The 20,193-nt window shown below is 39.2% G+C and carries 21 protein-coding genes; 9 read left to right on the forward strand and 12 right to left on the reverse strand.

Annotated elements, in window-relative coordinates; genetic code table 11:
- The first annotated feature begins 17 nt into the window (after nucleotides 1–17).
- Entirely contained in the window at nucleotides 18–473 is a 456-nt protein-coding gene (gene dtd / locus CS931_RS03835; RefSeq protein WP_099204418.1) for a D-aminoacyl-tRNA deacylase, read from the forward strand.
- A 9-nt stretch (nucleotides 474–482) separates the two neighbouring features.
- The gene (locus CS931_RS03840) at nucleotides 483–1,379 is read left to right on the forward strand and encodes an acyltransferase domain-containing protein (protein ID WP_099204419.1); all 897 of its coding nucleotides are present in this window, start codon (nucleotides 483–485) and stop codon (nucleotides 1,377–1,379) included.
- A gap of 51 nt (nucleotides 1,380–1,430) precedes the next feature.
- Here CS931_RS03840 and CS931_RS03845 read toward each other — a convergent pair whose 3' ends face one another.
- The 8 genes from CS931_RS03845 to CS931_RS03885 all read right to left on the reverse strand — a co-directional run bounded on the left by CS931_RS03845 (nucleotide 1,431) and on the right by CS931_RS03885 (nucleotide 9,297).
- Nucleotides 1,431–2,609 (reverse strand): ABC transporter substrate-binding protein, encoded by a 1,179-nt coding sequence (locus CS931_RS03845; RefSeq protein ID WP_099204420.1) that lies wholly within the window; start codon nucleotides 2,607–2,609, stop codon nucleotides 1,431–1,433.
- Complete coding sequence (locus CS931_RS03850; protein WP_099204421.1) at nucleotides 2,606–3,418, reverse strand: ABC transporter permease; 813 nt, start codon at nucleotides 3,416–3,418, stop codon at nucleotides 2,606–2,608. The genes CS931_RS03845 and CS931_RS03850 overlap by 4 nt, the downstream gene beginning before the upstream one ends.
- A complete protein-coding gene (locus tag CS931_RS03855) occupies nucleotides 3,415–4,236 on the reverse strand; it encodes an ABC transporter permease (protein ID WP_099204422.1) in 822 nt (273 codons plus the stop codon). Before CS931_RS03855 ends, CS931_RS03850 begins: the two co-directional genes overlap by 4 nt.
- Entirely contained in the window at nucleotides 4,226–5,365 is a 1,140-nt protein-coding gene (locus CS931_RS03860) for an ABC transporter ATP-binding protein (protein ID WP_099204423.1), read from the reverse strand. The genes CS931_RS03855 and CS931_RS03860 overlap by 11 nt, the downstream gene beginning before the upstream one ends.
- A gap of 428 nt (nucleotides 5,366–5,793) precedes the next feature.
- Nucleotides 5,794–6,903 (reverse strand): ABC transporter ATP-binding protein, encoded by a 1,110-nt coding sequence (locus tag CS931_RS03865; RefSeq protein ID WP_099204424.1) that lies wholly within the window; start codon nucleotides 6,901–6,903, stop codon nucleotides 5,794–5,796.
- 190 nt (nucleotides 6,904–7,093) lie between these two features.
- Complete coding sequence (locus tag CS931_RS03875) at nucleotides 7,094–7,813, reverse strand: pseudouridine synthase (RefSeq protein ID WP_099204426.1); 720 nt, start codon at nucleotides 7,811–7,813, stop codon at nucleotides 7,094–7,096.
- 25 nt (nucleotides 7,814–7,838) lie between these two features.
- Nucleotides 7,839–8,555, reverse strand: a complete 717-nt coding sequence (locus CS931_RS03880) for a DUF4830 domain-containing protein (RefSeq protein ID WP_099204427.1) — start codon at nucleotides 8,553–8,555, stop codon at nucleotides 7,839–7,841.
- Nucleotides 8,556–8,718: 163 nt separating this feature from the next.
- Nucleotides 8,719–9,297 carry a 4'-phosphopantetheinyl transferase family protein gene (locus CS931_RS03885; protein WP_159459734.1) on the reverse strand — a complete coding sequence of 193 codons (579 nt, stop codon included), beginning with the start codon at nucleotides 9,295–9,297 and terminating at the stop codon, nucleotides 8,719–8,721.
- Between the two features lie 209 nt (nucleotides 9,298–9,506).
- Between CS931_RS03885 and CS931_RS03890 the strand changes: the two genes are divergently transcribed.
- From CS931_RS03890 to dcd, 6 genes are read left to right on the forward strand one after another with little or no spacing between them, the layout of a single operon-like run.
- Nucleotides 9,507–10,583 carry a D-alanine--D-alanine ligase family protein gene (locus CS931_RS03890; protein ID WP_099204429.1) on the forward strand — a complete coding sequence of 359 codons (1,077 nt, stop codon included), beginning with the start codon at nucleotides 9,507–9,509 and terminating at the stop codon, nucleotides 10,581–10,583.
- Between the two features lie 25 nt (nucleotides 10,584–10,608).
- Nucleotides 10,609–11,412, forward strand: a complete 804-nt coding sequence (gene murI, locus CS931_RS03895) for a glutamate racemase (protein WP_099204430.1) — start codon at nucleotides 10,609–10,611, stop codon at nucleotides 11,410–11,412.
- Between the two features lie 32 nt (nucleotides 11,413–11,444).
- Nucleotides 11,445–11,867, forward strand: a complete 423-nt coding sequence (locus CS931_RS03900; RefSeq protein ID WP_099204431.1) for a YwiB family protein — start codon at nucleotides 11,445–11,447, stop codon at nucleotides 11,865–11,867.
- 50 nt (nucleotides 11,868–11,917) lie between these two features.
- Nucleotides 11,918–13,609 (forward strand): arginine--tRNA ligase, encoded by a 1,692-nt coding sequence (argS, locus tag CS931_RS03905; RefSeq protein ID WP_099204432.1) that lies wholly within the window; start codon nucleotides 11,918–11,920, stop codon nucleotides 13,607–13,609.
- Nucleotides 13,610–13,635: 26 nt separating this feature from the next.
- Nucleotides 13,636–14,109: an LURP-one-related/scramblase family protein gene (locus tag CS931_RS03910; RefSeq protein WP_099204433.1), complete on the forward strand. Its 474-nt coding sequence runs from the start codon at nucleotides 13,636–13,638 to the stop codon at nucleotides 14,107–14,109.
- Between the two features lie 36 nt (nucleotides 14,110–14,145).
- Nucleotides 14,146–14,673: a dCTP deaminase gene (dcd, locus tag CS931_RS03915; RefSeq protein ID WP_099204434.1), complete on the forward strand. Its 528-nt coding sequence runs from the start codon at nucleotides 14,146–14,148 to the stop codon at nucleotides 14,671–14,673.
- Nucleotides 14,674–14,850: 177 nt separating this feature from the next.
- On the opposite strand, the gene CS931_RS03920 is transcribed toward dcd, so the two are convergent.
- The 4 genes from CS931_RS03920 to CS931_RS03935 all read right to left on the reverse strand — a co-directional run bounded on the left by CS931_RS03920 (nucleotide 14,851) and on the right by CS931_RS03935 (nucleotide 18,117).
- Nucleotides 14,851–15,471, reverse strand: coding sequence for a DUF47 domain-containing protein (locus CS931_RS03920; RefSeq protein ID WP_099204435.1), 621 nt, complete (start codon nucleotides 15,469–15,471; stop codon nucleotides 14,851–14,853).
- 17 nt (nucleotides 15,472–15,488) lie between these two features.
- Complete coding sequence (locus CS931_RS03925; RefSeq protein ID WP_099204436.1) at nucleotides 15,489–16,541, reverse strand: inorganic phosphate transporter; 1,053 nt, start codon at nucleotides 16,539–16,541, stop codon at nucleotides 15,489–15,491.
- A gap of 290 nt (nucleotides 16,542–16,831) precedes the next feature.
- Nucleotides 16,832–17,503 (reverse strand): hypothetical protein, encoded by a 672-nt coding sequence (locus CS931_RS03930; protein ID WP_099204437.1) that lies wholly within the window; start codon nucleotides 17,501–17,503, stop codon nucleotides 16,832–16,834.
- A gap of 149 nt (nucleotides 17,504–17,652) precedes the next feature.
- On the reverse strand, nucleotides 17,653–18,117 hold the full coding sequence (locus tag CS931_RS03935; RefSeq protein ID WP_242964892.1) for a putative ABC transporter permease: 465 nt from the start codon (nucleotides 18,115–18,117) through the stop codon (nucleotides 17,653–17,655).
- 218 nt (nucleotides 18,118–18,335) lie between these two features.
- Here CS931_RS03935 and asnB point away from each other — a divergent pair, with 218 nt between their 5' ends.
- A complete protein-coding gene (gene asnB / locus CS931_RS03940; protein ID WP_099204438.1) occupies nucleotides 18,336–20,186 on the forward strand; it encodes an asparagine synthase (glutamine-hydrolyzing) in 1,851 nt (616 codons plus the stop codon).
- Nucleotides 20,187–20,193: the final 7 nt, after the last annotated feature.

Genomic DNA, 20,193 nt, shown 5'->3' on the forward strand with positions numbered 1-20,193 from the left:
CTAAGAGAGGACTTACTATGCGAGCGGTTATCCAACGAGTGCATCACGCTGAAATCACCATTGACCACCAAGAAAAAAGACAGATTAAAGAAGGTTTAGTTGTATTCCTAGGCGTTCTAAAGGGAGATACTGAGAACCAATCTGCTTTTTTAGCTGATAAAATTTGCAATCTACGCATTTTTGAAGATGAAAATGAAAAAATGAATTTTTCCCTTAAAGATATTAATGGAGATATTCTGATTGTTTCTAATTTTACACTTGCTACTGACTGTGAACATGGTCGTAGGCCTTCTTTTGACCTCTCTGCCCCTTTTGCTGAGGCAAAAGCATTGTACGAGCATTTTGTCGAAGTAGTCAGAGCGCAGAACATTGTGAATGTACAGACCGGAGAGTTTGCTGCTCATATGGATGTTGATGTTAGCAATAACGGGCCTGTTACTATTATTATTGATACCGAGAAAATCGGAAAATAGGAGGCTTCTATGAATCAAAATTTTATGATTACTCTCATGCATGAGTTAAATTTTCCCGAACCAGCACAGACAGAATTTGAACGATGCCTTTCTCTTTTAGAGGCGCAAGGCTACACAGATACCTTTGACGGTGCTATAGAGTTCTTCTATGAACAAGACTTAGATTGGAAGCTAACAGAACCTCTGTTAGAAAAGCTATCTGTAGACTCACAGATTCATCGATATACCATCGATATACTGTTTTGGCTTGCCTGCTGCGAAACTCTGCGCCAAACTTTTGCAGAAGATGAGGATTCCGTTTTTTTAGAAACCATGGGCGATTTATATGCCAAAGTAATGGAATGCCATGAAGTATATGGAATTTGGGGCACTTTTGTTTCTTTTTGGTATCCTATTTTCTTTTCAAGAGATATTGTAAAATTGGGCCGTTTTGAGTATGAAAATATTATTTTTGACTATGATTTGTGCTACGAAAAAAATGGAATTACTATTCAAAAAGGTACTCCTGTTAAAAGCATTCACATTCCCTCGCACTTTGGAGCTTTAACCAATGAAATACGTATGGATTCCTATCGCAAAGCCTACCAATATTTTGCCGATGAGCTTGAAGGTAAGCCTTTGATTTGTATTTGTCATTCTTGGCTATTACATAACAGCACAAAAGATATACTTCCTCAAAATTCAAACATAGTCTCTTTCTATCATGATTTTGAGCTGATTGAGCAAGAAGACAAAGAGGAGTTTGATGATGCTTGGCGCGTTTTTGGTGCAACTGCCGATAAGCAGCTAGCTGAACTACCTGAAAAAACATCCATGCAAAAAGCCTATAAGCAATATTTATTAAGTGGAGGCAAAACCGGTGTAGGATTAGGCGTGCTAATTTTCGACGGTGAAAAGATTATCTAATCATCCAATAAATAAAAAAGCTCTGAATCTAATATGATTCAGAGCTTTTTCTTATAGAAAACCTTTTTTACGTTTCTTTCGTTTATAGATAATAATGGCTATATAGGTTGCTAAAAAAGCTAAGATAATTAAAACGAGCACAACCGATTCACCAGGACCACCCATCTTCACTTCTGCCCACAAGCGGTCCATCAAAAGACTGGTCGATTCAGGTAGATTGGTGAAAACCTCTGTTTTTTCCAGTGTTTCTTGGTCAGGATAAAAAATCGGATTCTCCACAATTTCTTCATCCATATATTCTTTGGCTGCTGATTCTGGCGTTGCATAGCCAATATAGCTTACATTTTCAGCCGAAATTTCAGGATCACAAAGAAAATTGATATAGGCTTCAGCATATTCTTTTTTTGTAGATGTTTTCGGAATACAAAGAGCATCGACGAAATAATTTGTCCCTTCTTCGGGAATTACAAACTGAATATTATCATTGCTCTCTACCAAAATTGCAGCATCACCTGAATAATAGGGCGCAATCCAAGCTTCGCCGCCAGCCATCTTATCAAAAATCTGATCCATAACATAAGCCTGCACGAGTGGCTTTTGCTGTTTCAGCAAAGCAGCTGCTTCACCCAATTCGTTTTCATCAGTGCTGTTCATAGAATAAGAAAGCATCACCTGTGCAATCGCAAAAGAATCTCGTGGATTGTCAAACATCAATATCTTGCCTTGGTAACGGTCATCCCACAGAGAACTCCAGCTGGTTACTTCATCAATATAGTCTGTGTTATAAAATAATCCCACTACACCCCAAGTATAAGGAATGGAATAGAGATTTTCTGCATCATAATCAGGGTGTAAAAAATTCTCATCAATGTATCCCGCATTAGGGATATTGTCAAAATTCAATTCAGCAAGAAAACCCTCTTGCTTTAACTTGCCAACCATATAATCAGAGGGAACAATGACATCGTAATCGGCACCGCCACCGGCTAACTTTGAATACAGCGATTCATTACTATCAAAGGTAGTATAATTCACTTTAATACCCGTTCGCCTTGTGAATTCTGCATTGATATCCAAAGAACCGTCTGTTCCATTGGCAATATATTCGCCCCAGTTATAGACATTAATGGTTACACCTGTATCAGGTGCAGATTCCTCTGCCTGTACAATCATCGGCATCGATAGAAAAATCACCGCTGACAATAGAAGTGCACTTACCCGCTTTTTCATACCTCTCCCCCTTTGGCTGCTTTTTCAGAAGGAGCTTTTTTCTGTCTGAAGTTTGCAAATAATAATAGAATCAGCACAACAGCAAACAGTAATGTCGATAATGCGTTAATTTCAGGACTAATACGCTTTCTCGTCATAGAGTAGATATAAATTGGCAACGTTTGTGTCGTTCCACTTGTAAAATAACTGATGACAAAATCATCAATAGACAGCGTAAATGCCATTGTCGCTCCTGTAATAATACCTGACATGATCTGCGGCAAAACAACTTTCCAAAAAGATTTGAAAGGAGAACAGCCCAAATCTTGTGCCGCCTCATATAGGTTCGGATCCATCTGTCGAAGCTTGGGTAAAACAGACAAAATCACATATGGCAGACAAAAAGTGATATGTGCCATAATGAGCGTTCCCATACCAAGTGTTCTACCGTTTAAAAGAGATACAGCAAACACAAACAAAAGCATCATTGAAACACCTGTTACAATCTCAGGGTTCACCATGGGAAAGTTAGTAACATTCATCATAATCTTGCGCCCAAGGCTCTTCATAGAGTTAATGCCAATCGCTGCTATCGTACCAAGAATAGTGGCAAAAAAGGAAGCAGAAAAAGCAATGATTAAACTGTTTCGCAAAGCCTCCATAATTAAACGGTCTTCAAAGAGTTTGCGATACCAACGCAGCGTAAATCCACCCCAAACGCTGCGGCTCCCCGTCACAGTGTCGTTAAAGGAATATACAATCAAAACAATGATCGGTGCATACAAGAAAAGAAAAATGAAAAAAGTATAGATTTTAGATTTCATCTTCATAGCAGCATTCCTCCTGTATTCTCTCCGTCATCAAACTGGTTCATAATTCCCATGCAAATCAGAATAATCACCATCAGAACCAATGAGATTGCCGAACCCAAATTAGGATTATAAGCACTGCCCAAAAATTGCATATCAATCAAATCACCAATTAAAAGGTTTGCACCCCCGCCCAACATTTTTGAAATGATAAAGGTGCTGACTGCAGGAACAAACACCATGGTAATTCCCGAAATAATACCAGGCATACTCATGGGAATAATAACTTTCAGAAAAACGCTACGCCTGTCTGCTCCTAAATCCTGTGCTGCTTCAATGACGCTGTTATCAATTTTATTGAGCACATTATAGAGCGGAAGAATCATATAAGGAATATAATTATACACCATACCAAGCACCACTGCACCGGCTGTGTTAATCATTTGCACCCTTGGCAAGCCCACTGACGCTAATAAATTGTTGATAATCCCATTGTTCTCAAGCAAAGTCATCCAAGAATACGTTCTCAAAAGAAAATTCATCCACATGGGCAGCATAACAAGCATAATCATCACATTTTGCATCTTTTCTGTGCGCTGAGAGATGATATAAGCTAAAGGATATCCCAGCACAAGGGAAATAGCTGTCGCCAATGCACCCAGCCAAATAGAGCGAATAAAGACGTTAGAGTACTCCCCTACTTGAATAATGTTTTGCAGTGTAAAAGTTCCCTGTTTATCTGTAAAAGCAAAATATCCGACCAAAATTACGGGGACAATAATAAAAATCGTCATCCAAATGGTATACGGCGCTGAAAGCATTTTTGATTTAGACTTCATTCTCATCCTCCAGTTCTGCTTCTTCTTCGAGAATCATGTCTTCTTCCATCTCGTCGCTGAAGGTACTATAGTCACCGAAGGTTCCTGAATAATCTGATTTTTCCATAACATGAATAGCATCAGGGAGAATAGAGAGACCAATTTTTTCTCCAATAGCCTGATAAGCTGTTGACTGAATCATCCATTTAAAGCCGTCTACATCGACAATAATCTCATAATGCACACCTTTAAAGGTGACATTGGTCACTTCGCCTTTAATGTGCGACGCATCCTGCGGAACAAATGTAATATCTTCAGGACGAATCACCACATCAACCGGTGTATTTTTGCTAAAGCCTTTGTCTAAACAAGGGAAAAGATGTCCGGCAAAACGAACTTTAAAATCTTCTAACATCAAACCGTCTAATATGTTTGACTCACCGATAAAGTCGGCTACAAAGGCATTTTTCGGCTCATTATAAATATCTATTGGTGTTCCTATTTGCTGAATTTCACCTCCATCCATAACCACTACTGTATCAGACATGGAAAGCGCTTCTTCTTGGTCATGTGTAACAAAAATAAAGGTAATCCCTGTCTGCTGCTGAATTTCTTTCAGCTGCACTTGCATATCTTTACGAAGTTTCAAATCAAGAGCACCCAGCGGTTCATCTAGCAGCAATATCTTTGGTTCATTGGCAAGAGCTCTGGCAATAGCAACACGCTGTTGCTGCCCGCCAGAAAGCTGTGCAATTCCTCTATGTGCATAACCACTAAGATTTACAAGCTCTAATAATTCGACCACGGTCTTCTTAACTTCGCTCTCTTTTTTCCTTTTAATACGCATACCAAAAGCAATGTTATCGTAGACATTCAGATGTGGAAAAAGTGCATATTTTTGAAAGATTGTGTTAAGCTCGCGCTTATGCGGAGGTAAGTCGTTGATTTTGGTTTCATTAAAAAAAACATCTCCCGCTTCAGGTGTGACGAAGCCAGCTATTGTTCGCAAAACAGTTGTCTTGCCACAGCCGGAGGGTCCAAGCAAAGTTACAAATTCACCATCGTGAATATCGAGGTTAAAACCTTTTAAAACTTGCTCTCCATCATACGAAACCGAGATGTTCTTCAAAGAAATAATAGAATGTGTCATAAAGCATCCCCTTTGCGGTGGTGGCGACGAGCGCCCCTAAAGTTAGCTGCGTATTTTCTCTAGTCATTCGCAAATAACCCAGCCCCACTCTTATTAGATTTGCCCCCCGCAAAGGATTATACACGAATTTTTAAAAAAACTCGCGGCAAATGAAGTAAGGCCGCTTTTATACTGTCTTTTTATGAAGATAAAAAGACTTTTTTAGACGCAAACGCAATGAAGTAAATATACGAAAAAAAACGAGTTTTGTCAATTGATTTTCATAAAAAGTTTAATTTTTATGAATTGAATCAAAAAATCATTTGCATTATGGTTACTTTGTTCATACTTGTTTTTTCATACTACCAATTTATCTTCTATATACGAAAGAAAAGTGAGATACTGTGTAACCAGCATCCCACTTTTTATAATAGAAAAGAATGATTATCTTAGAAAATTGCGATTTCTGTTTCTTTATCAAACAAGTGCATTTTCTCAAGTTCAAAAGCAATCTGAATTTTGTCGCCAGATTTAGCAGTTGAAGTTGGTTCAACACGAGCTGTCAAAGCATTGCCTTCGCAGTTTAAGTACAGATATGTTTCAGCACCCATAAGTTCAGTTACTTCTACGTCAGCTCCAACATGTGCGCCGCCAACTTTCTCGATAAAGGCTGGCTCATCATGTACATCTTCTGGACGAATACCGAAGACAACTTCTTTGCCAACGTAATCAGCAATGGTAGAACCTTCTGCTCTTACAGCTGGTACTTTGACAGTGCAATTGCCAAAAGTAACTGTATAATCTGCACCTGATTTACCGATAGTTGCATCGATGAAGTTCATTTGTGGTGAACCCATGAAACCAGCAACAAATTCATTCACTGGGCGCTCATATAGATTTTGAGGAGAATCGACCTGCTGAATGAAACCGTCTTTCATAACAACGATTCTGTCACCCATTGTCATAGCTTCTGTCTGATCATGTGTAACATAGATAAAGGTTGTACCCAATCTCTTATGGAGTTTAGCAATTTCAGTTCTCATCTGTGCACGCAATTTAGCGTCCAAGTTTGAGAGCGGTTCGTCAAGAAGGAAGACTTTAGGATCACGAACGATAGCACGACCCAAAGCAACACGCTGTCTTTGTCCGCCAGACAAAGCCTTTGGTTTTCTATCAAGCAAATGAGAAATATCTAAAACGCGAGCAGCCTCTTCAACGCGGCGCTTAATTTCATCCTTTGGTGTTTTACGCAGTTTTAGACCAAAAGCCATGTTATCAAACACTGTCATATGAGGATATAGCGCATAGTTCTGGAACACCATGGCGATATCTCTGTCTTTAGGAGCGATATCATTAGAAAGTGAATCACCAATATAAAGCTCACCTTTACTGATTTCTTCCAAACCAGCGATCATACGAAGGGTTGTTGACTTACCGCAGCCAGATGGTCCAACCAAAATAATGAACTCTTTGTCTGCAATATCCAGGTTAAAATCGGTAACTGCTGTTACGCCGCCTGAATAAATCTTATAAATATTTTTTAGTGTTACGCTTGCCATTAAATCATTCCTCCAAATTTCAGCAGTGTGTAAATCAAATTATCTAAGTTTGCTGTTTGCTGTTTTTTTGATACATTAAGTATATCAGATAAACTTCGCCATGAATAGCGATTAATTCCACAAAGATTCTCACTTACATTTATATAATTCGAATAAAACCTTACATTTAACTTAGCTTTTCCGACAAAATTCATTTAAATATTTTGTCTTTCTCCTCTTTTGTCATTATTTTGCATTCTCCATAGTCTAAAGAGGTATCAAGCGGCAATTCTCCAATTTGCACTCTTTCTAATTCTATTACTGCATTACCTGTTACTTCAAACATCCGTTTTACTTGGTGAAACTTGCCTTCTCTAATTTTCACAAAGGCATATGACCGCTCTCCCACTTTTTCTTCCCAAAGCTCTGCTGGTGCAAATTCAGTGTTCGTTTCTTTAATCCCTAGTTCAAATTTTTTTATATCATTATCCGTAATTCTTCTTTCGGTCACTGCCTTATAAAGCTTGTACACGTGTTTTTTAGGAGAAAGCATTTGATGAGCAAAATCACCGTCATCCGTGATAATCAGCAATCCTGTTGTATCTTTATCCAGCCTGCCTGCCGGAAACATCCCCTTTCGCCGCCACTGCTCCGGCAAAATATCGAGCACCGTTTGCATATGCCTGTCCTCAGTAGCACAAATTAAACCTTTTGGCTTATTCATCATAACATAAAGATATTTTTGATAGTCGACAAATTTGCCGTCAACTTTCACAGCAGTGAAACCCGGCATAATTTTTGCATCGGGTTTCACGCTGATTTCTCCATCTATTTTTACTTTTCCGCTTTTGATAAGTTTTATCGCTTCTCGGCGGCTGCCTATGTTTTGTGATGTCAAAAATTTATCTAATCTTTGCGGTTTTTCCTGCATTTTATTCGTCCTTTTCTCTATGTAATTAATCTGTCGGATAGGCCCCAGCATCCACCGGTGCTTCTTCAGGTGTTTCTCCGACAACTTCTGCAGCGCTATTGGCATCTTCTGCCGGTGCATCCGCTGCGTTATTATTGGGTACATTTTCGTTGGGTGCGTTTTCATTTGGTGTACTTTCAGGTGCTTGGCTAGAGGCTTCTCCGACATTGGGTGAAGGAGCTGCCTGATTTTCGGCCTCAGATGCTGCTTGGTTAGCATTGTTCTCAGACTCTTTTTGTCCATAGTGAGCACTGTTTGCCGCAAACCCATGCATAAAACCATCTACTTTTGCACAGGCAAGATCACCGCCCAGCAATTTGCTGTCATACACTAACAGGGTTGCAAAAACCTCTGTGTCTGTCGGGTGATTATTCACCTTATATTTGTACTGTATGCATCTGAATCCAGCATAAGGTTTCAAATCGAAGCCCTGGGCTTTCTGCATATTATTATAGGTAGTATACACATCATTAAATTTTTCGGGAATCATAACTTCTCTGGTTTCTATCGGTTCTACTTCAATCGTCCAACCAAAAGACTGCAGATAAGTGACCCTTTCTTCATTGCTTGCCAACATAACATCTGGTTTTTTCTCTGTCTGGTCTATTTTGATTTTTAACAATAAGCTTGCGCCCACAACAATTGCGGCAAGAACCAAAAAAGCCAGAATACGTTTTTTATTTGCTTTTAACGATACGACCATCTCCACCGTTCCTCTCTGTTTTAGGATTCTGCTGCACTTTCTATTTGTGAGGTTCGCCAAAGCACCCTTTTGTGAACCGGCACATAGAAGTTTCGGATATCCCTTTGCTACTGTGCAATAATATGAAACAGAGAGGAAAGTTATGTCCTCTTTTTTTGTTTTTTTACAAGTCGCGAATAATTTTTATAGGCATAGGCATTTCTTCTCCACAAGCCGAGAGTAAATATAACTGCCCTTTCTCTTCTAATTGTTCTTGTTGAAAAGGCAAATGACTGTCTTTCAGTTGAGGTATGTCACCATACCAAACAAACCCTGCTTTCTTTAATCCATAAGAAAGTCCTTTGCCCAAATATTTGACATAGCTTTCTTTGAGTGTCCAATACTGCATGAATCGCTTATCTTTATTTCCTGCATTTTCAATATCTTGTCGTTCTGTTTCATCACAAACTTTATCCCAAATTAAACGTGACTCGCGATCAGCCCTCTCAATGTCAATACCAATTTCTCTTTTACCTACCGCACAGCAAACCGCACCCTCGCAGTGACTAATATTATATTGTATCGGCAAGTGCAGAAAATAGGGTTTTCCATGCTCATTTTTTCTTATCTGTGAAAAATCAGCTGACAAAGCAAATTCATCTTCTATGGCCTTGGCAAGCAGCTTTTTAGAAAGCGATTTCTGTTCTTGTACTCTCGCTTTTCTTGATTTTTCGTTAGACTTAAAAAAAAATATATAAATCATAAATTCTCCGTTATTCATATTTTCTTTTCTATTTTATCATTCTCCCAAAAATATAACAAGCCATTTAGAAATGATTCAGAAAAGGTATTGCCTGCACTTGATAGAGGATATAAATCGTGGTATAATTTTATATCAAGTTTCTTAAAGATAGAATATAATCCTTTATCATTTTATGAGATAAAATTTAATCCGAAAGGACTGTCACTCTTATGTCTTCTCAAAAAAAACTGACTGTTGCTGTTATTTTTGGCGGAGCTTCGTCTGAACACGAAGTTTCTTTGATGTCTGTTACTTCTGTTTTAGCTAATCTTTCTGAGGAAAAATATGAAAAAGTAATGCTTGGCATCACAAAAAACGGGCACTGGCTGTTATATCAGGGTTCAATCGATAAAATTATCACAGGTGAATGGGAACAAGATGAATCTTGCGTACCTGCTTTCCTTTCTCCTGACAGTCACACACATGGTATTATTGTCTGCAAAGATCACAATACTGAAATTTTACCCGTTGATGTTATCTTCCCTGTTCTGCACGGTAAAAACGGCGAAGATGGTACAATACAAGGACTTTTCCAACTAAGCGGTATTCCTTTTGTTGGCTGTGACACACTTTCTTCTGCCATTTGTATGGATAAAGCAGTGACACACTCCCTTCTTACTGCCACCAATATTGAACAAGCGAATTATCTTTGGTTTTATGCCAGCCGTTATGAAACTGCTGCCGACGTAATTCGCAACAAAATCGTTGCCAGATTGGAATTCCCTGTTTTTGTGAAGCCTGCTAATGCGGGTTCCTCTGTGGGGGTCAGCCGCGTAAACTCAGCTGATGAGATTGATGCTGCCGTGCGAAAAGCTGCTAAGGAAGACAGTAAAATCGTGGTCGAAAGTGGCATTATGGGGCAAGAGGTAGAATGCTCTGTATTGGGCAACGGCTATGAAGCTAAGGCTTCTATTGTCGGCGAAATCGGTGCTTCTGCCGAGTTCTATGATTATGACGACAAATATCGCAACGGTACTTCGCAGCTTTATATCCCAGCCAGAATCAGTGAAGAAACCGCTGAAAAAATAAGAGAAACTGCTGTTCGTGCCTACCGCTGGCTTGGCTGCTCTGGTCTGGCTCGTGTTGACTTTTTTGTGCGTGAAAGTGACGGTGCTGTCATCTTAAATGAAATCAATACATTGCCTGGTTTCACCTCTATCAGCATGTATCTCAAACTATGGGAAGCCACCGGTCTGCCTTTTACCGAATTATTAGACGAACTCATCACGTGCGCGCAATCAAAATAAACCTATGAAAGGCAAGGCAAACATTATGAATAACCGCCCTATTGGTGTTTTTGATTCCGGCCTTGGCGGACTGACAGCCTTTAAAGAACTGGAAAAACTTCTGCCCAATGAAGATATCATCTATTTTGGCGATACCGGCCGAGTACCTTATGGTACAAAAAGCAAAGAAACCATTCGAAAATACACCATTCAAATTATTGACTTTTTAAAGCAGCATAATGTAAAGGCTATTTTAGCGGCTTGCGGTACTGTCAGCTCTGTTGCCAGTGATATTGGTATGGCGTGCGGCATTCCTTTTGTAGATGTCCTTCACTCCACTGCTGAAGCCGCTGTATTTGTCAGCACAAGCAAGCGCATTGGTATTATTGGAACGCCGACCACCATTGCCAGTGGTTCCTATGAGCGTGAGATAGCCACTCTCTCCCCTGACATCCATACCGTTGCCAAAGATTGTCCGTTGTTTGTTCCGCTTGTTGAAAACGGCTATATCTCACCACAAGATGAAGTCACTCGCTTAGTAGCTGAACGATATCTTACTCCGGTTAAGAATGAAAACATCGACACTCTTATTTTAGGATGTACACACTTCCCTATTATCAGCCCCATCATTTCTTCTGTCATGGGAGAAAATGTTAAATTGATCAACAGTGGAGAACAGGCAGCCTGTGCGCTGACAGATTTACTGCGAAAAAACAACTTGCTGAAAACGTCTTCTTCACCGGCAACCTATCAATTTTTTGTTTCAGACACGCCCGATAATTTCTCTTCTATTGCTGAAATCTTTTTGGGGCACGAAGTGAAAGGACGAACAGATCAGGTGCAAATCTAGGAACGTGAAAATTATATTTAAAGGAATTTGAAATGAATAAGGAAGATTTTGATATTTATGTTGTCGGATCGCAGAAATTTTCGGAAGGCGACGACACACAGGAAGTACAGACCGTTGGCCAATACTATCAAAAAGATGGCAAACGCTATATTGGTTACCGAGAGTATGACGAAGAAAACCCAAACGATTTCCACTCGGTTTTGATAGAGATAGATGGCGAAAAAGCGGTCATGAACCATGAGAACACTTCAACAAGTCTCATACTTGAAAAAGGAAAGCGCTACCTCTGTGCTTATGAAACCGATTATGGCATGATCCAGCTGGGTGTGTTCACACGTTCTTTTTCTTCTACTTTAGACGACAACGGCGGTGAACTGCAAATTCATTATACACTGGATATAGACTCTAAGCTTTCTAGCACCAACGAAATTAAAATCAGAGTCAAACGACGATGACTTTTGTCTTAGCTATCATTTTATTTTATTAAAATTAAGGAGTTTGACCCATGACTTATTTGGTTCAAGAAGCTAAAAATCAATTGACAGACATCTTGCAAAAAGCACTTAATCAAGCTTTTGCCGCAGGAACTCTACCCGAAACAGAAATGCCTGCTTTCTCTCTCGAAGTGCCCGCAGAGCGAACTCACGGCGATTGGTCTTGCAATATCGCTATGACATCTGCTCGAGTTTTTCGCAATTCCCCTGTGAAAATTGCAACCATCATTGTTCAGAACACTGACCTTGCAGGGACTTATTTTACAAAATGTGAAGTGGCCGGACCAGGTTTTCTGAATTTCTTCTATGATGACCTTTTTTATGCACACGCATTAAATGAAGTTCACCAAAAGGGTGAAGATTATGGAAAAAGCGACTTTGGCGGCGGCGAAACAGTATTAGTCGAATTTGTTTCTGCCAACCCAACCGGACCTATGCACATTGGCAATGCAAGAGGCGGCGCCTTAGGCGACTGTCTTTCTGCTGTTCTGCAAACTGCCGGTTTTGAAGTTTCAAAAGAATTCTATGTAAATGACGCTGGTAACCAGCTTGAAAAGCTAGGACTTTCTCTCGATATTCGTTACCAACAGCTTTTTGACAAAGAAAATGCACCTGAAATGCCCGAAGACAGCTATCACGGAGAAGATATTATAGAGCATGTCAAAAACTTTGTCGAAGAACATGGCGATTCTCTGCTGGCAATGGATGAAAAAGAACGCCGCAAAACACTAACAAGCTATGTACTCCCTAAAAATGTTGCCAGAATGCAGAATGACTTGGCACGCTACGGCATTTACTATGACAGATGGTTCTTTGAAAGTGAACTTCACAAAGACGGTTCGGTCAATGCTGCCATTGAAATCTTAAAAGACAAAGGGCTTACCTATAGCAAAGACGGTGCTCTTTGGTACAAAGCAACCGATTTAGGTGGCGAAAAAGACGAAGTTATCATCAGAAGCAATGGAAACCCGACTTATTTTATTGTGGATGTAGCCTATCATCTTAGCAAGTTTAACCGCGGATTCTCTCTTCTCATTGACTGTTTAGGTGCTGACCATCACGGTCATGTTTCCCGTATGAAGACTGCCATGAATGCTGTTGGCAAAAATGGCGACAAGCTTGAAGTTTTGTTATATCAGCTTGTTAACCTTGTACGAAATGGTGAAACCGTCAGAATGAGCAAGCGTACCGGCAAAGCCATTCAGCTGGCTGATTTACTTGACGAAGTTTCGAAAGATTCTGTGCGTTTTACCTTTAATACACACGAACCAAACATTGCCATGGATTTTGACTTGGATTTAGCGGTAAAACAGGATGCACAAAATCCTCTCTATTACGTTCAGTATGCACACGCCAGAATTTGCAGTATCTTACGTAATCTCGCAGCTGATAATATCCAGCCCAGAGCTTGCAGCAATGAAGAGCTGACGCTCTTACAAGCACCTGAAGAAAGAGCACTGATTCGCCATATCTCAATTTATACGGACGAAATCATTCGCTGCGCTTCAAAGCTAGATCCTTCTGGTATTACCCGATATGTGATTAATCTTGCCACATTGTTCCACAAATTCTATAACGCATGCCGCGTTAAGGGTGAGAACGAGTCTTTAATGCAAGCAAGAATCTCATTATGTCTAGCTACTCAAACTGTCATCAAGAACGTGCTCGAAATGTTCCACGTGAATGTACCCGAAACCATGTAATGTATTTTACTATATAGGAGTCTACTATGAAGCTATTGTTTAAACAGCGCCTTTTTTCTTGGTTTGACTCATACGATATTTATGATGAGGCCGGAAATGTTGCCTTTGTTGTAAAAGGACGATTATCTTGGGGACACCTCCTTGAAATATATGATGCCGCAGGCTATCATATTGGCACGCTAAAAGAAGAAATCTTTCATTTTATGCCAAGATTTTCTATGTATTTTGGCGACCAATATGTCGGACAAATCCGAAAAGAATTCACCTTTTTTAAACCCTCTTTTCAGCTTGATTGCAACGGTTGGCAAGTCAGCGGAGACTTATTTTCATGGAACTATCAAGTATACGAGCCTTCTGGCAATATCGTCATGAGTGCTGAAAAGCAAATTTTCAATTGGACCGACACCTATGTAATTGATATTGCCCATACAGAAAATGCTCTGATTTCTCTGATGATTGTTTTGGCAATTGATGCTGCTAACTGCGAAAAAAGAGATTAAAGTATTGACGTCTAAATAAATAATACGAGGTTTACCATGATACTCTCAGGAAAAGAAATTGAAAAAAACATCGGCAAAGATATTATTATTGAGCCTTATGATCATCGGCGTTTAAACCCTAACAGCTACAATCTTTCTCTTTGCAACGAGCTGTTGGTTTATGAAAATCGTGAATTGGATATGAAAATCCCGAATCCTGCCAAAAAAATAATTATTCCCGAAGAAGGGCTTTTACTTGAGCCGAACAAGCTCTACCTAGGCCGTACCAATGAATATACCAGAACAGAGAACATGGTACCCATGCTAGAAGGACGTTCTTCTATTGGCCGTCTGGGCATCTTTATTCATGTTACTGCCGGCTTTGGCGATGTTGGTTTTTCGGGCTTCTGGACACTAGAGATTTTTTGCATTCAGCCAATCAGAATTTACCCCAACGTGGAAATTTGCCAGATTTATTATCATGATATTCACGGTGAATATGAACCCTATAAGAGTGGTAAATACCAGAATAATACCGGTATTCAGCCCAGCCTACTCTATAAAGATTTTGAAAATAAATCTTAAATTTGCATAATCATTTCATATTCTACAACAAATATTATCTATCTAAAATAAAAAAAGCAGAGATAAAGCCGTGATAAAAGCTTTATCTCTGTTTTCTTATTTTAGCTTCTTCTCCCCAATATCTCTTTGTTTTAAAGACATAAAAAAGCACTCTCTTTCGAGAGCGCCAAAGCTTACTTACGTATTCTTCATAACAACGCTTTCTACGATATCAGCAATATCTTCGCAGTTATCGCAGCACTTCTCTAGTCGAGAGAAAGCTTCTGTCCATGCAATAATTTCAATCGGGTCTTGGCAAGTTGTGTAGAGGTTTCGAATTGCTTTGGTATATAAAGTATCGCCCATTTCCTCTAAACGGTTAACTTCAATAATGCATTCTTTAATCTTAGTTGATTTTTTGAAGTTATGGAAATCTTCCATCATAATTTTCAGCTGCTTGCAAGATTCTACGATAATACCTGAGAACTCAAGTGTTTCGGGTCTTACCGCTGTGATGTTGTACATATAGATTTTCAGAAGCACATCGTCAATTGCATCTGTTACATCATCCACTTCTTGTGCTAAAGACATAATGTCTTCGCGCTCAATTGGCGTGATAAATTCGTGAATTAGCTTGTTAATCATGTCATGTTTTTTATGGTCTGCCTCTTGTTCAATATGATGCATAATCTCAATGGATTCTGCCAACTTGTCTGCGTCAAAGTTTACAAGATTTTCATGCAGTGTTTCTGCTGCTTTACAGCAATAATCTACCAGTTCAACGAACATTTCAAAATAGTTATTTTGTTTCTTAGCCATTTTTCACAGTCCCTCTCCTAAAAAATATACATAAACAGCTTTGCCATTAGAAATCCGATTAAACCGCAACCTGGAAAAGTTAAAAACCATGCTGCCATCATTTCTTTTACAATCGCCCAGTTCACATTGGAAATGCGTTTTGCCGCTCCAACACCCATAATGGCCGTTGTTTTTGTGTGGGTGGTACTAACAGGAATACCCGTTAAAGATGAAAGTAAAATACAGCTTGCCCCTGCTAAGTCAGCAGAAAAGCCTTCATATTTTTCAAGCTTCACCATATCCATTCCCACGGATTTGATAATACGATAACCGCCGATTGAAGTACCCAATGCCATAACAGCAGAGCAAAGCACCATTAACCAAATCGGTATGGTAAAATCATGCACCTGACTGTTACCCTTTGCCAGAAACACTCCTAATAGGAAAACGCCCATAAACTTCTGTCCGTCTTGTGCGCCGTGCATAAACGCCATGGCCGCACCGCCACCAATCTGTGCTCCGTTAAAATAGCGATTGGTCTTGGTCCTGCTCACTCCCTTAAATAACAATTGGACCAGCTTAACAACTGCCCAACCCATACCAAAACCAAGCACAAGAGAAAGAATCAGGCCATAGACCACCTTAATCCATTCTTGACCGTTAATGCCCTTCATACCGCCTTGCAGCGCAATAGCAGCACCTGAAAGTCCGGCAATTAAAGCATGGCTTTCACTGGTTGGAATACCAAACCACCAAGCTGCCACCGCCCAAATTACAATGGCAAACATCGCTGCACAAAGAGCGGTTAAAGACTCATGTGCATCACCACTGAAATCTACCATGTTATAAATGGTTTGAGCAACTTTGGCATTCAGTCCTGTCATGACTAAAACACCTAAAAAATTAAATACGGCCGCCATTAGAATAGCGGGCCCCGGTGCCATTGCCCGTGTTGAAACACAGGTCGCAATCGCGTTGGGTGCATCTGTCCAGCCATTCACCAAAATAACTGCCAGCGTGAGCACAACTACAATTGCCAATGACGGATTACTGACGATAGAACTTAAAAAATCCTGCAAAGAAATCGTCATGTCTGCTGTCCTTCCTCTTTTATCTTCTCAAATATCCTCTTGTCTTTAAACGGCAAGAAAAGCATGCGAAAGAAAATCTCCTCTGACTTTCGCATTCCTTTACATAGGATAGCATTTATCGACTCTATTTGGCAAGTATTTTTAAAGAATATCTTAATTTTTCTTATAATTTTAACTTTTATTTAACTTTAAAAGTTATTATTTTACTTATATTTTATTTTAACTTTACACAAATTTTACAATCATGATTTAGCGTTATTTTAAAGCATATTTGCTCTCTTTTTTATCATTCAATCTCTTCGCTTTTTTGCTTTATTTATTTTGATAATTCTGATTATAATGATTACGGCCACTAAAACAATGATAACAGGAATTACATTGAACTGATTATAAACAGCTTGATTATAATGCACATAATAAGTAGGAATTTCTGCCTCAGACTCTGGGTTTAAATCAGATACAAGGCTAATAAGGACACGTACATATTTCTTCCTAACATCTAACTGAGAGCTATATAATTCAGCACCGTCAAGCTGTATAAACGTGTCTAAATCTCGAACAAACTGCCAATCTTCTTCCCCGTTTTTCACATACAATTTAGCTTCTTTCACTTGTAGCGGCCACAAATAATCATCAATTGTCATGGCAAATGTATCATTCCAAGAAAATTTTAATGCATCCAGTGTATAAAAATCAATTACAGTATATGCTTCGTTTTGTGAAGTAAAGGTATACGCCTTGGCGTCAACACTGTCCGCTATGCTATCCAAGTCTCTGCTCGCATTAATAATAAGCTTGTCTTCTATTTGTTGTGTATCTGTTGGGACGTTTTGTGCTATAAATTCACTGGCAATATTGTCAACAGACTGATTTACAGAGGAGGCTGCTTTTACAGGTAAATCGCTTAGAAAAAATCCACTCCATAATACTAACATACATAGTATCAGCTTATTCTTCATCATTTATTTTCCTCCCTATAAAAAGATTGGCTTTGGGTTTATCCCAAGCCAACCTTTTGTGTAATGCGTAAGTAAAATATAGTTCTTGCAACTTTTATGTTATAAGTTATATTATCGCATATATTTTTCCATTTATCAATGTGATTCTAAGTTTACTGTCTGAAAAAGCAAAAAGGATGTTTAAAGATTTGATAACATGGTTTTTCTTCATTAAAAAGATAATAGCGTAATAAATCATCCAAAAAGATAGCGACAAATGATAAAGGAATCCATAATATTGAATACAAAACAGATATCTGACCGAGAAAGTTTCCCGGCAAATTAGTATAATCCCAAATACCAAGCCCCATCCAAATATTTAGAATTAATCCGGCTGTTAGTTCTAGCAAGGTAATCATTACAACAGCCACCAAAACTTGCAAAAGCAAATCCATTTCCCACGGGAAGATTTCATTGAGAGAACCAATCAGCAAAAAGCAAAATCCTCCCAAAAGTCCCATCGTCCAGTGTGAATAACCTCTCCAAATTACCTCAATGGTGATGTAAAGCATAAACCCAACACAGAAGAAAAACAGATTTTTGCCTGTCTTAGGTTTTTGTACTGTTTTTTTCATCATCAACACTTCCCTTCTATGCTATACATATGCAAAGGATTAAGGATTCTTGTGAATTAATTGAATTTTAAAAAGAAAAGTTTTGCGGGCAATATGCTGTTAAACCGTCATTTTTAAACTCTTTTTTGCATATACTAAAAAGAACAAAGGCGTTCATTTTCGGAGGATTTTTAATCCTTTTGAAAAGAGCGCCTTTTTATGTGAAAGAAATGAGGTTTATTATGTGTGGAATTGCAGGATTTTGTAACTATACTGTTGATTTAATGAACAGCAGACAATATTGGCAAAAATCGCTCGTCGATATGCGCCTTGCCATTGCTCACCGTGGCCCAGACAGTTCTGGCGAATATTTGCGCCAACATATTGGTTTATCACACGCAAGGCTTTCTATTCGTGATTTAATGCTAGGTTCACAGCCCATGATACGCAGTCGCTTTAACCAAGAATATGCCATTGTCTATAATGGAGAAATTTACAATACTGACGAACTTATATCACCGCTTAAACAGGCCGGCTATCAATTTGAAACCACCTCTGACACTGAAGTTATCCTCTATGCCTACATGGAATATGGCGCCGATTTTGTTGAAAAATTAAATGGAATTTTTGCTTTTGCTATATGGGACGAGAAAGCGAATACCTTGTTTTTATATCGTGACAGGTTAGGTGTAAAGCCTTTATTCTATACAGTTCAAAATGGTTTTCTTGTCTTTGGTTCTGAACAAAAAGCTTTGTTTTCTCACCCAGAGATTACTCCTGTTATTGATAAAAACAGCATGTGTGAAGTCTTAGCACTGGGGCCGGCAAGAAAACCAGGCAGCGGTGTTTTTCGCAATGTCCATGAAATTAAACCCGGTCATTATGCTGCCTTCACCTCTGATGGGCTAAAAGAAATTCAGTATTGGGATTTATCTGCCAAAGATCATACCGATTCTTATGAGCAAACAGTCGAAACGGTATCGTTCTTAGTGCGAGATGCTATAGAACGCCAAATGATTTCTGACGTACCCGTTTGCAGTTTCCTTTCTGGCGGAATCGATTCCAGCATTGTTACAGCTGTTGCCTATCAATTCATGAAAGAAAACGGCACAAATCTCAATACATTCTCATTTGATTTTAAAGGAAATGATGATTTCTTCCAATCCAATGCCTTCCAGCCAGAACGCGATGTCACGTTTGTAAAAGAAATGCTAAAGCACTATCCGACCAACCACCATTTTTTAGAATGTGATGAAGAACACCTTGCTGCTTTGCTCCCTCAAGCTGTTGACGCCAAAGACTTGCCCGGCATGGCCGATATTGACTCTTCCCTGCTTTATTTCTGCTCTCTCGTCGCCAAGAACAACAAAGTATCTCTCACCGGAGAGTGCGCTGATGAAATTTTCTGCGGTTATCCTTGGTTTTATCGAGAAGACTTGCTCACAGCCAACACGTTCCCTTGGTCTCTTGATTTTCAAGCGCGCACTTCTCTTTTACGCCCTGAAGTCACCAAAAACCTCCATCTCTCTGATTTTATTCAAGAACAATATCAGAACACGCTTGCCGCTGTTCCTTACGCTTCAGGTGAAAAAGAAGCTGACATAAAATGCCGAGAAATCACTTATCTGAATATCAAATGGTTTATGCAAACACTTTTGGACCGTATGGACAGAACCAGTATGTATAGCGGTTTAGAATCACGTGTGCCCTTTGCTGACCATCGAATTGTGGAATATGTTTTTAATGTTCCATGGGAGATGAAATACAAAAACAACGTGGCAAAATCACTTTTAAGAGACGCCTGCCATGATTTACTTCCTGACTCCATTCTTAATCGAAAGAAAAGCCCTTATCCCAAAACCTATAACCCAAATTATGAACGGGTACTTGCCCACGATTTCTTAGCTATTTTAGAAAATCCTCACTCCCCCATTCTAGAATTTATAGACAAAGAAAAATCAATTGCCTTTGCAAGTGCTCCTGCTGAATATGGAAAACCATGGTTTGGGCAGCTTATGGCTGCTCCGCAAATGATGGCTTATATGATTCAAACCAATTATTGGCTCGAAAAACACGGTGGATATCAGCTATAAAAAAACA

This window comes from Scatolibacter rhodanostii, assembly GCF_900197595.1.
GTDB classification, from domain to species: domain Bacteria; phylum Bacillota; class Clostridia; order Oscillospirales; family Acutalibacteraceae; genus Scatolibacter; species Scatolibacter rhodanostii.

Excerpts from the sequence above, each read along its gene's own strand:
- CS931_RS03910 (WP_099204433.1), top strand. The coding sequence starts at position 13,636 with ATGAAGCTATTGTTTAAACAGCGCCTTTTTTCTTGGTTTGACTCATAC.
- CS931_RS03900 (WP_099204431.1), top strand. The coding sequence starts at position 11,445 with ATGAATAAGGAAGATTTTGATATTTATGTTGTCGGATCGCAGAAATTT.
- CS931_RS03845 (WP_099204420.1), bottom strand. The coding sequence starts at position 2,609 with ATGAAAAAGCGGGTAAGTGCACTTCTATTGTCAGCGGTGATTTTTCTA.
- dtd (WP_099204418.1), top strand. The coding sequence starts at position 18 with ATGCGAGCGGTTATCCAACGAGTGCATCACGCTGAAATCACCATTGAC.
- CS931_RS03925 (WP_099204436.1), bottom strand. The coding sequence starts at position 16,541 with ATGACGATTTCTTTGCAGGATTTTTTAAGTTCTATCGTCAGTAATCCG.
- CS931_RS03860 (WP_099204423.1), bottom strand. The coding sequence starts at position 5,365 with ATGACACATTCTATTATTTCTTTGAAGAACATCTCGGTTTCGTATGAT.
- CS931_RS03855 (WP_099204422.1), bottom strand. The coding sequence starts at position 4,236 with ATGAAGTCTAAATCAAAAATGCTTTCAGCGCCGTATACCATTTGGATG.
- CS931_RS03880 (WP_099204427.1), bottom strand. The coding sequence starts at position 8,555 with ATGGTCGTATCGTTAAAAGCAAATAAAAAACGTATTCTGGCTTTTTTG.
- CS931_RS03850 (WP_099204421.1), bottom strand. The coding sequence starts at position 3,418 with ATGAAGATGAAATCTAAAATCTATACTTTTTTCATTTTTCTTTTCTTG.
- CS931_RS03930 (WP_099204437.1), bottom strand. The coding sequence starts at position 17,503 with ATGATGAAGAATAAGCTGATACTATGTATGTTAGTATTATGGAGTGGA.
- CS931_RS03885 (WP_159459734.1), bottom strand. The coding sequence starts at position 9,297 with ATGATTTATATATTTTTTTTTAAGTCTAACGAAAAATCAAGAAAAGCG.
- CS931_RS03865 (WP_099204424.1), bottom strand. The coding sequence starts at position 6,903 with ATGGCAAGCGTAACACTAAAAAATATTTATAAGATTTATTCAGGCGGC.
- dcd (WP_099204434.1), top strand. The coding sequence starts at position 14,146 with ATGATACTCTCAGGAAAAGAAATTGAAAAAAACATCGGCAAAGATATT.
- CS931_RS03875 (WP_099204426.1), bottom strand. The coding sequence starts at position 7,813 with ATGCAGGAAAAACCGCAAAGATTAGATAAATTTTTGACATCACAAAAC.
- argS (WP_099204432.1), top strand. The coding sequence starts at position 11,918 with ATGACTTATTTGGTTCAAGAAGCTAAAAATCAATTGACAGACATCTTG.
- asnB (WP_099204438.1), top strand. The coding sequence starts at position 18,336 with ATGTGTGGAATTGCAGGATTTTGTAACTATACTGTTGATTTAATGAAC.
- CS931_RS03890 (WP_099204429.1), top strand. The coding sequence starts at position 9,507 with ATGTCTTCTCAAAAAAAACTGACTGTTGCTGTTATTTTTGGCGGAGCT.
- CS931_RS03920 (WP_099204435.1), bottom strand. The coding sequence starts at position 15,471 with ATGGCTAAGAAACAAAATAACTATTTTGAAATGTTCGTTGAACTGGTA.
- murI (WP_099204430.1), top strand. The coding sequence starts at position 10,609 with ATGAATAACCGCCCTATTGGTGTTTTTGATTCCGGCCTTGGCGGACTG.
- CS931_RS03840 (WP_099204419.1), top strand. The coding sequence starts at position 483 with ATGAATCAAAATTTTATGATTACTCTCATGCATGAGTTAAATTTTCCC.
- CS931_RS03935 (WP_242964892.1), bottom strand. The coding sequence starts at position 18,117 with ATGATGAAAAAAACAGTACAAAAACCTAAGACAGGCAAAAATCTGTTT.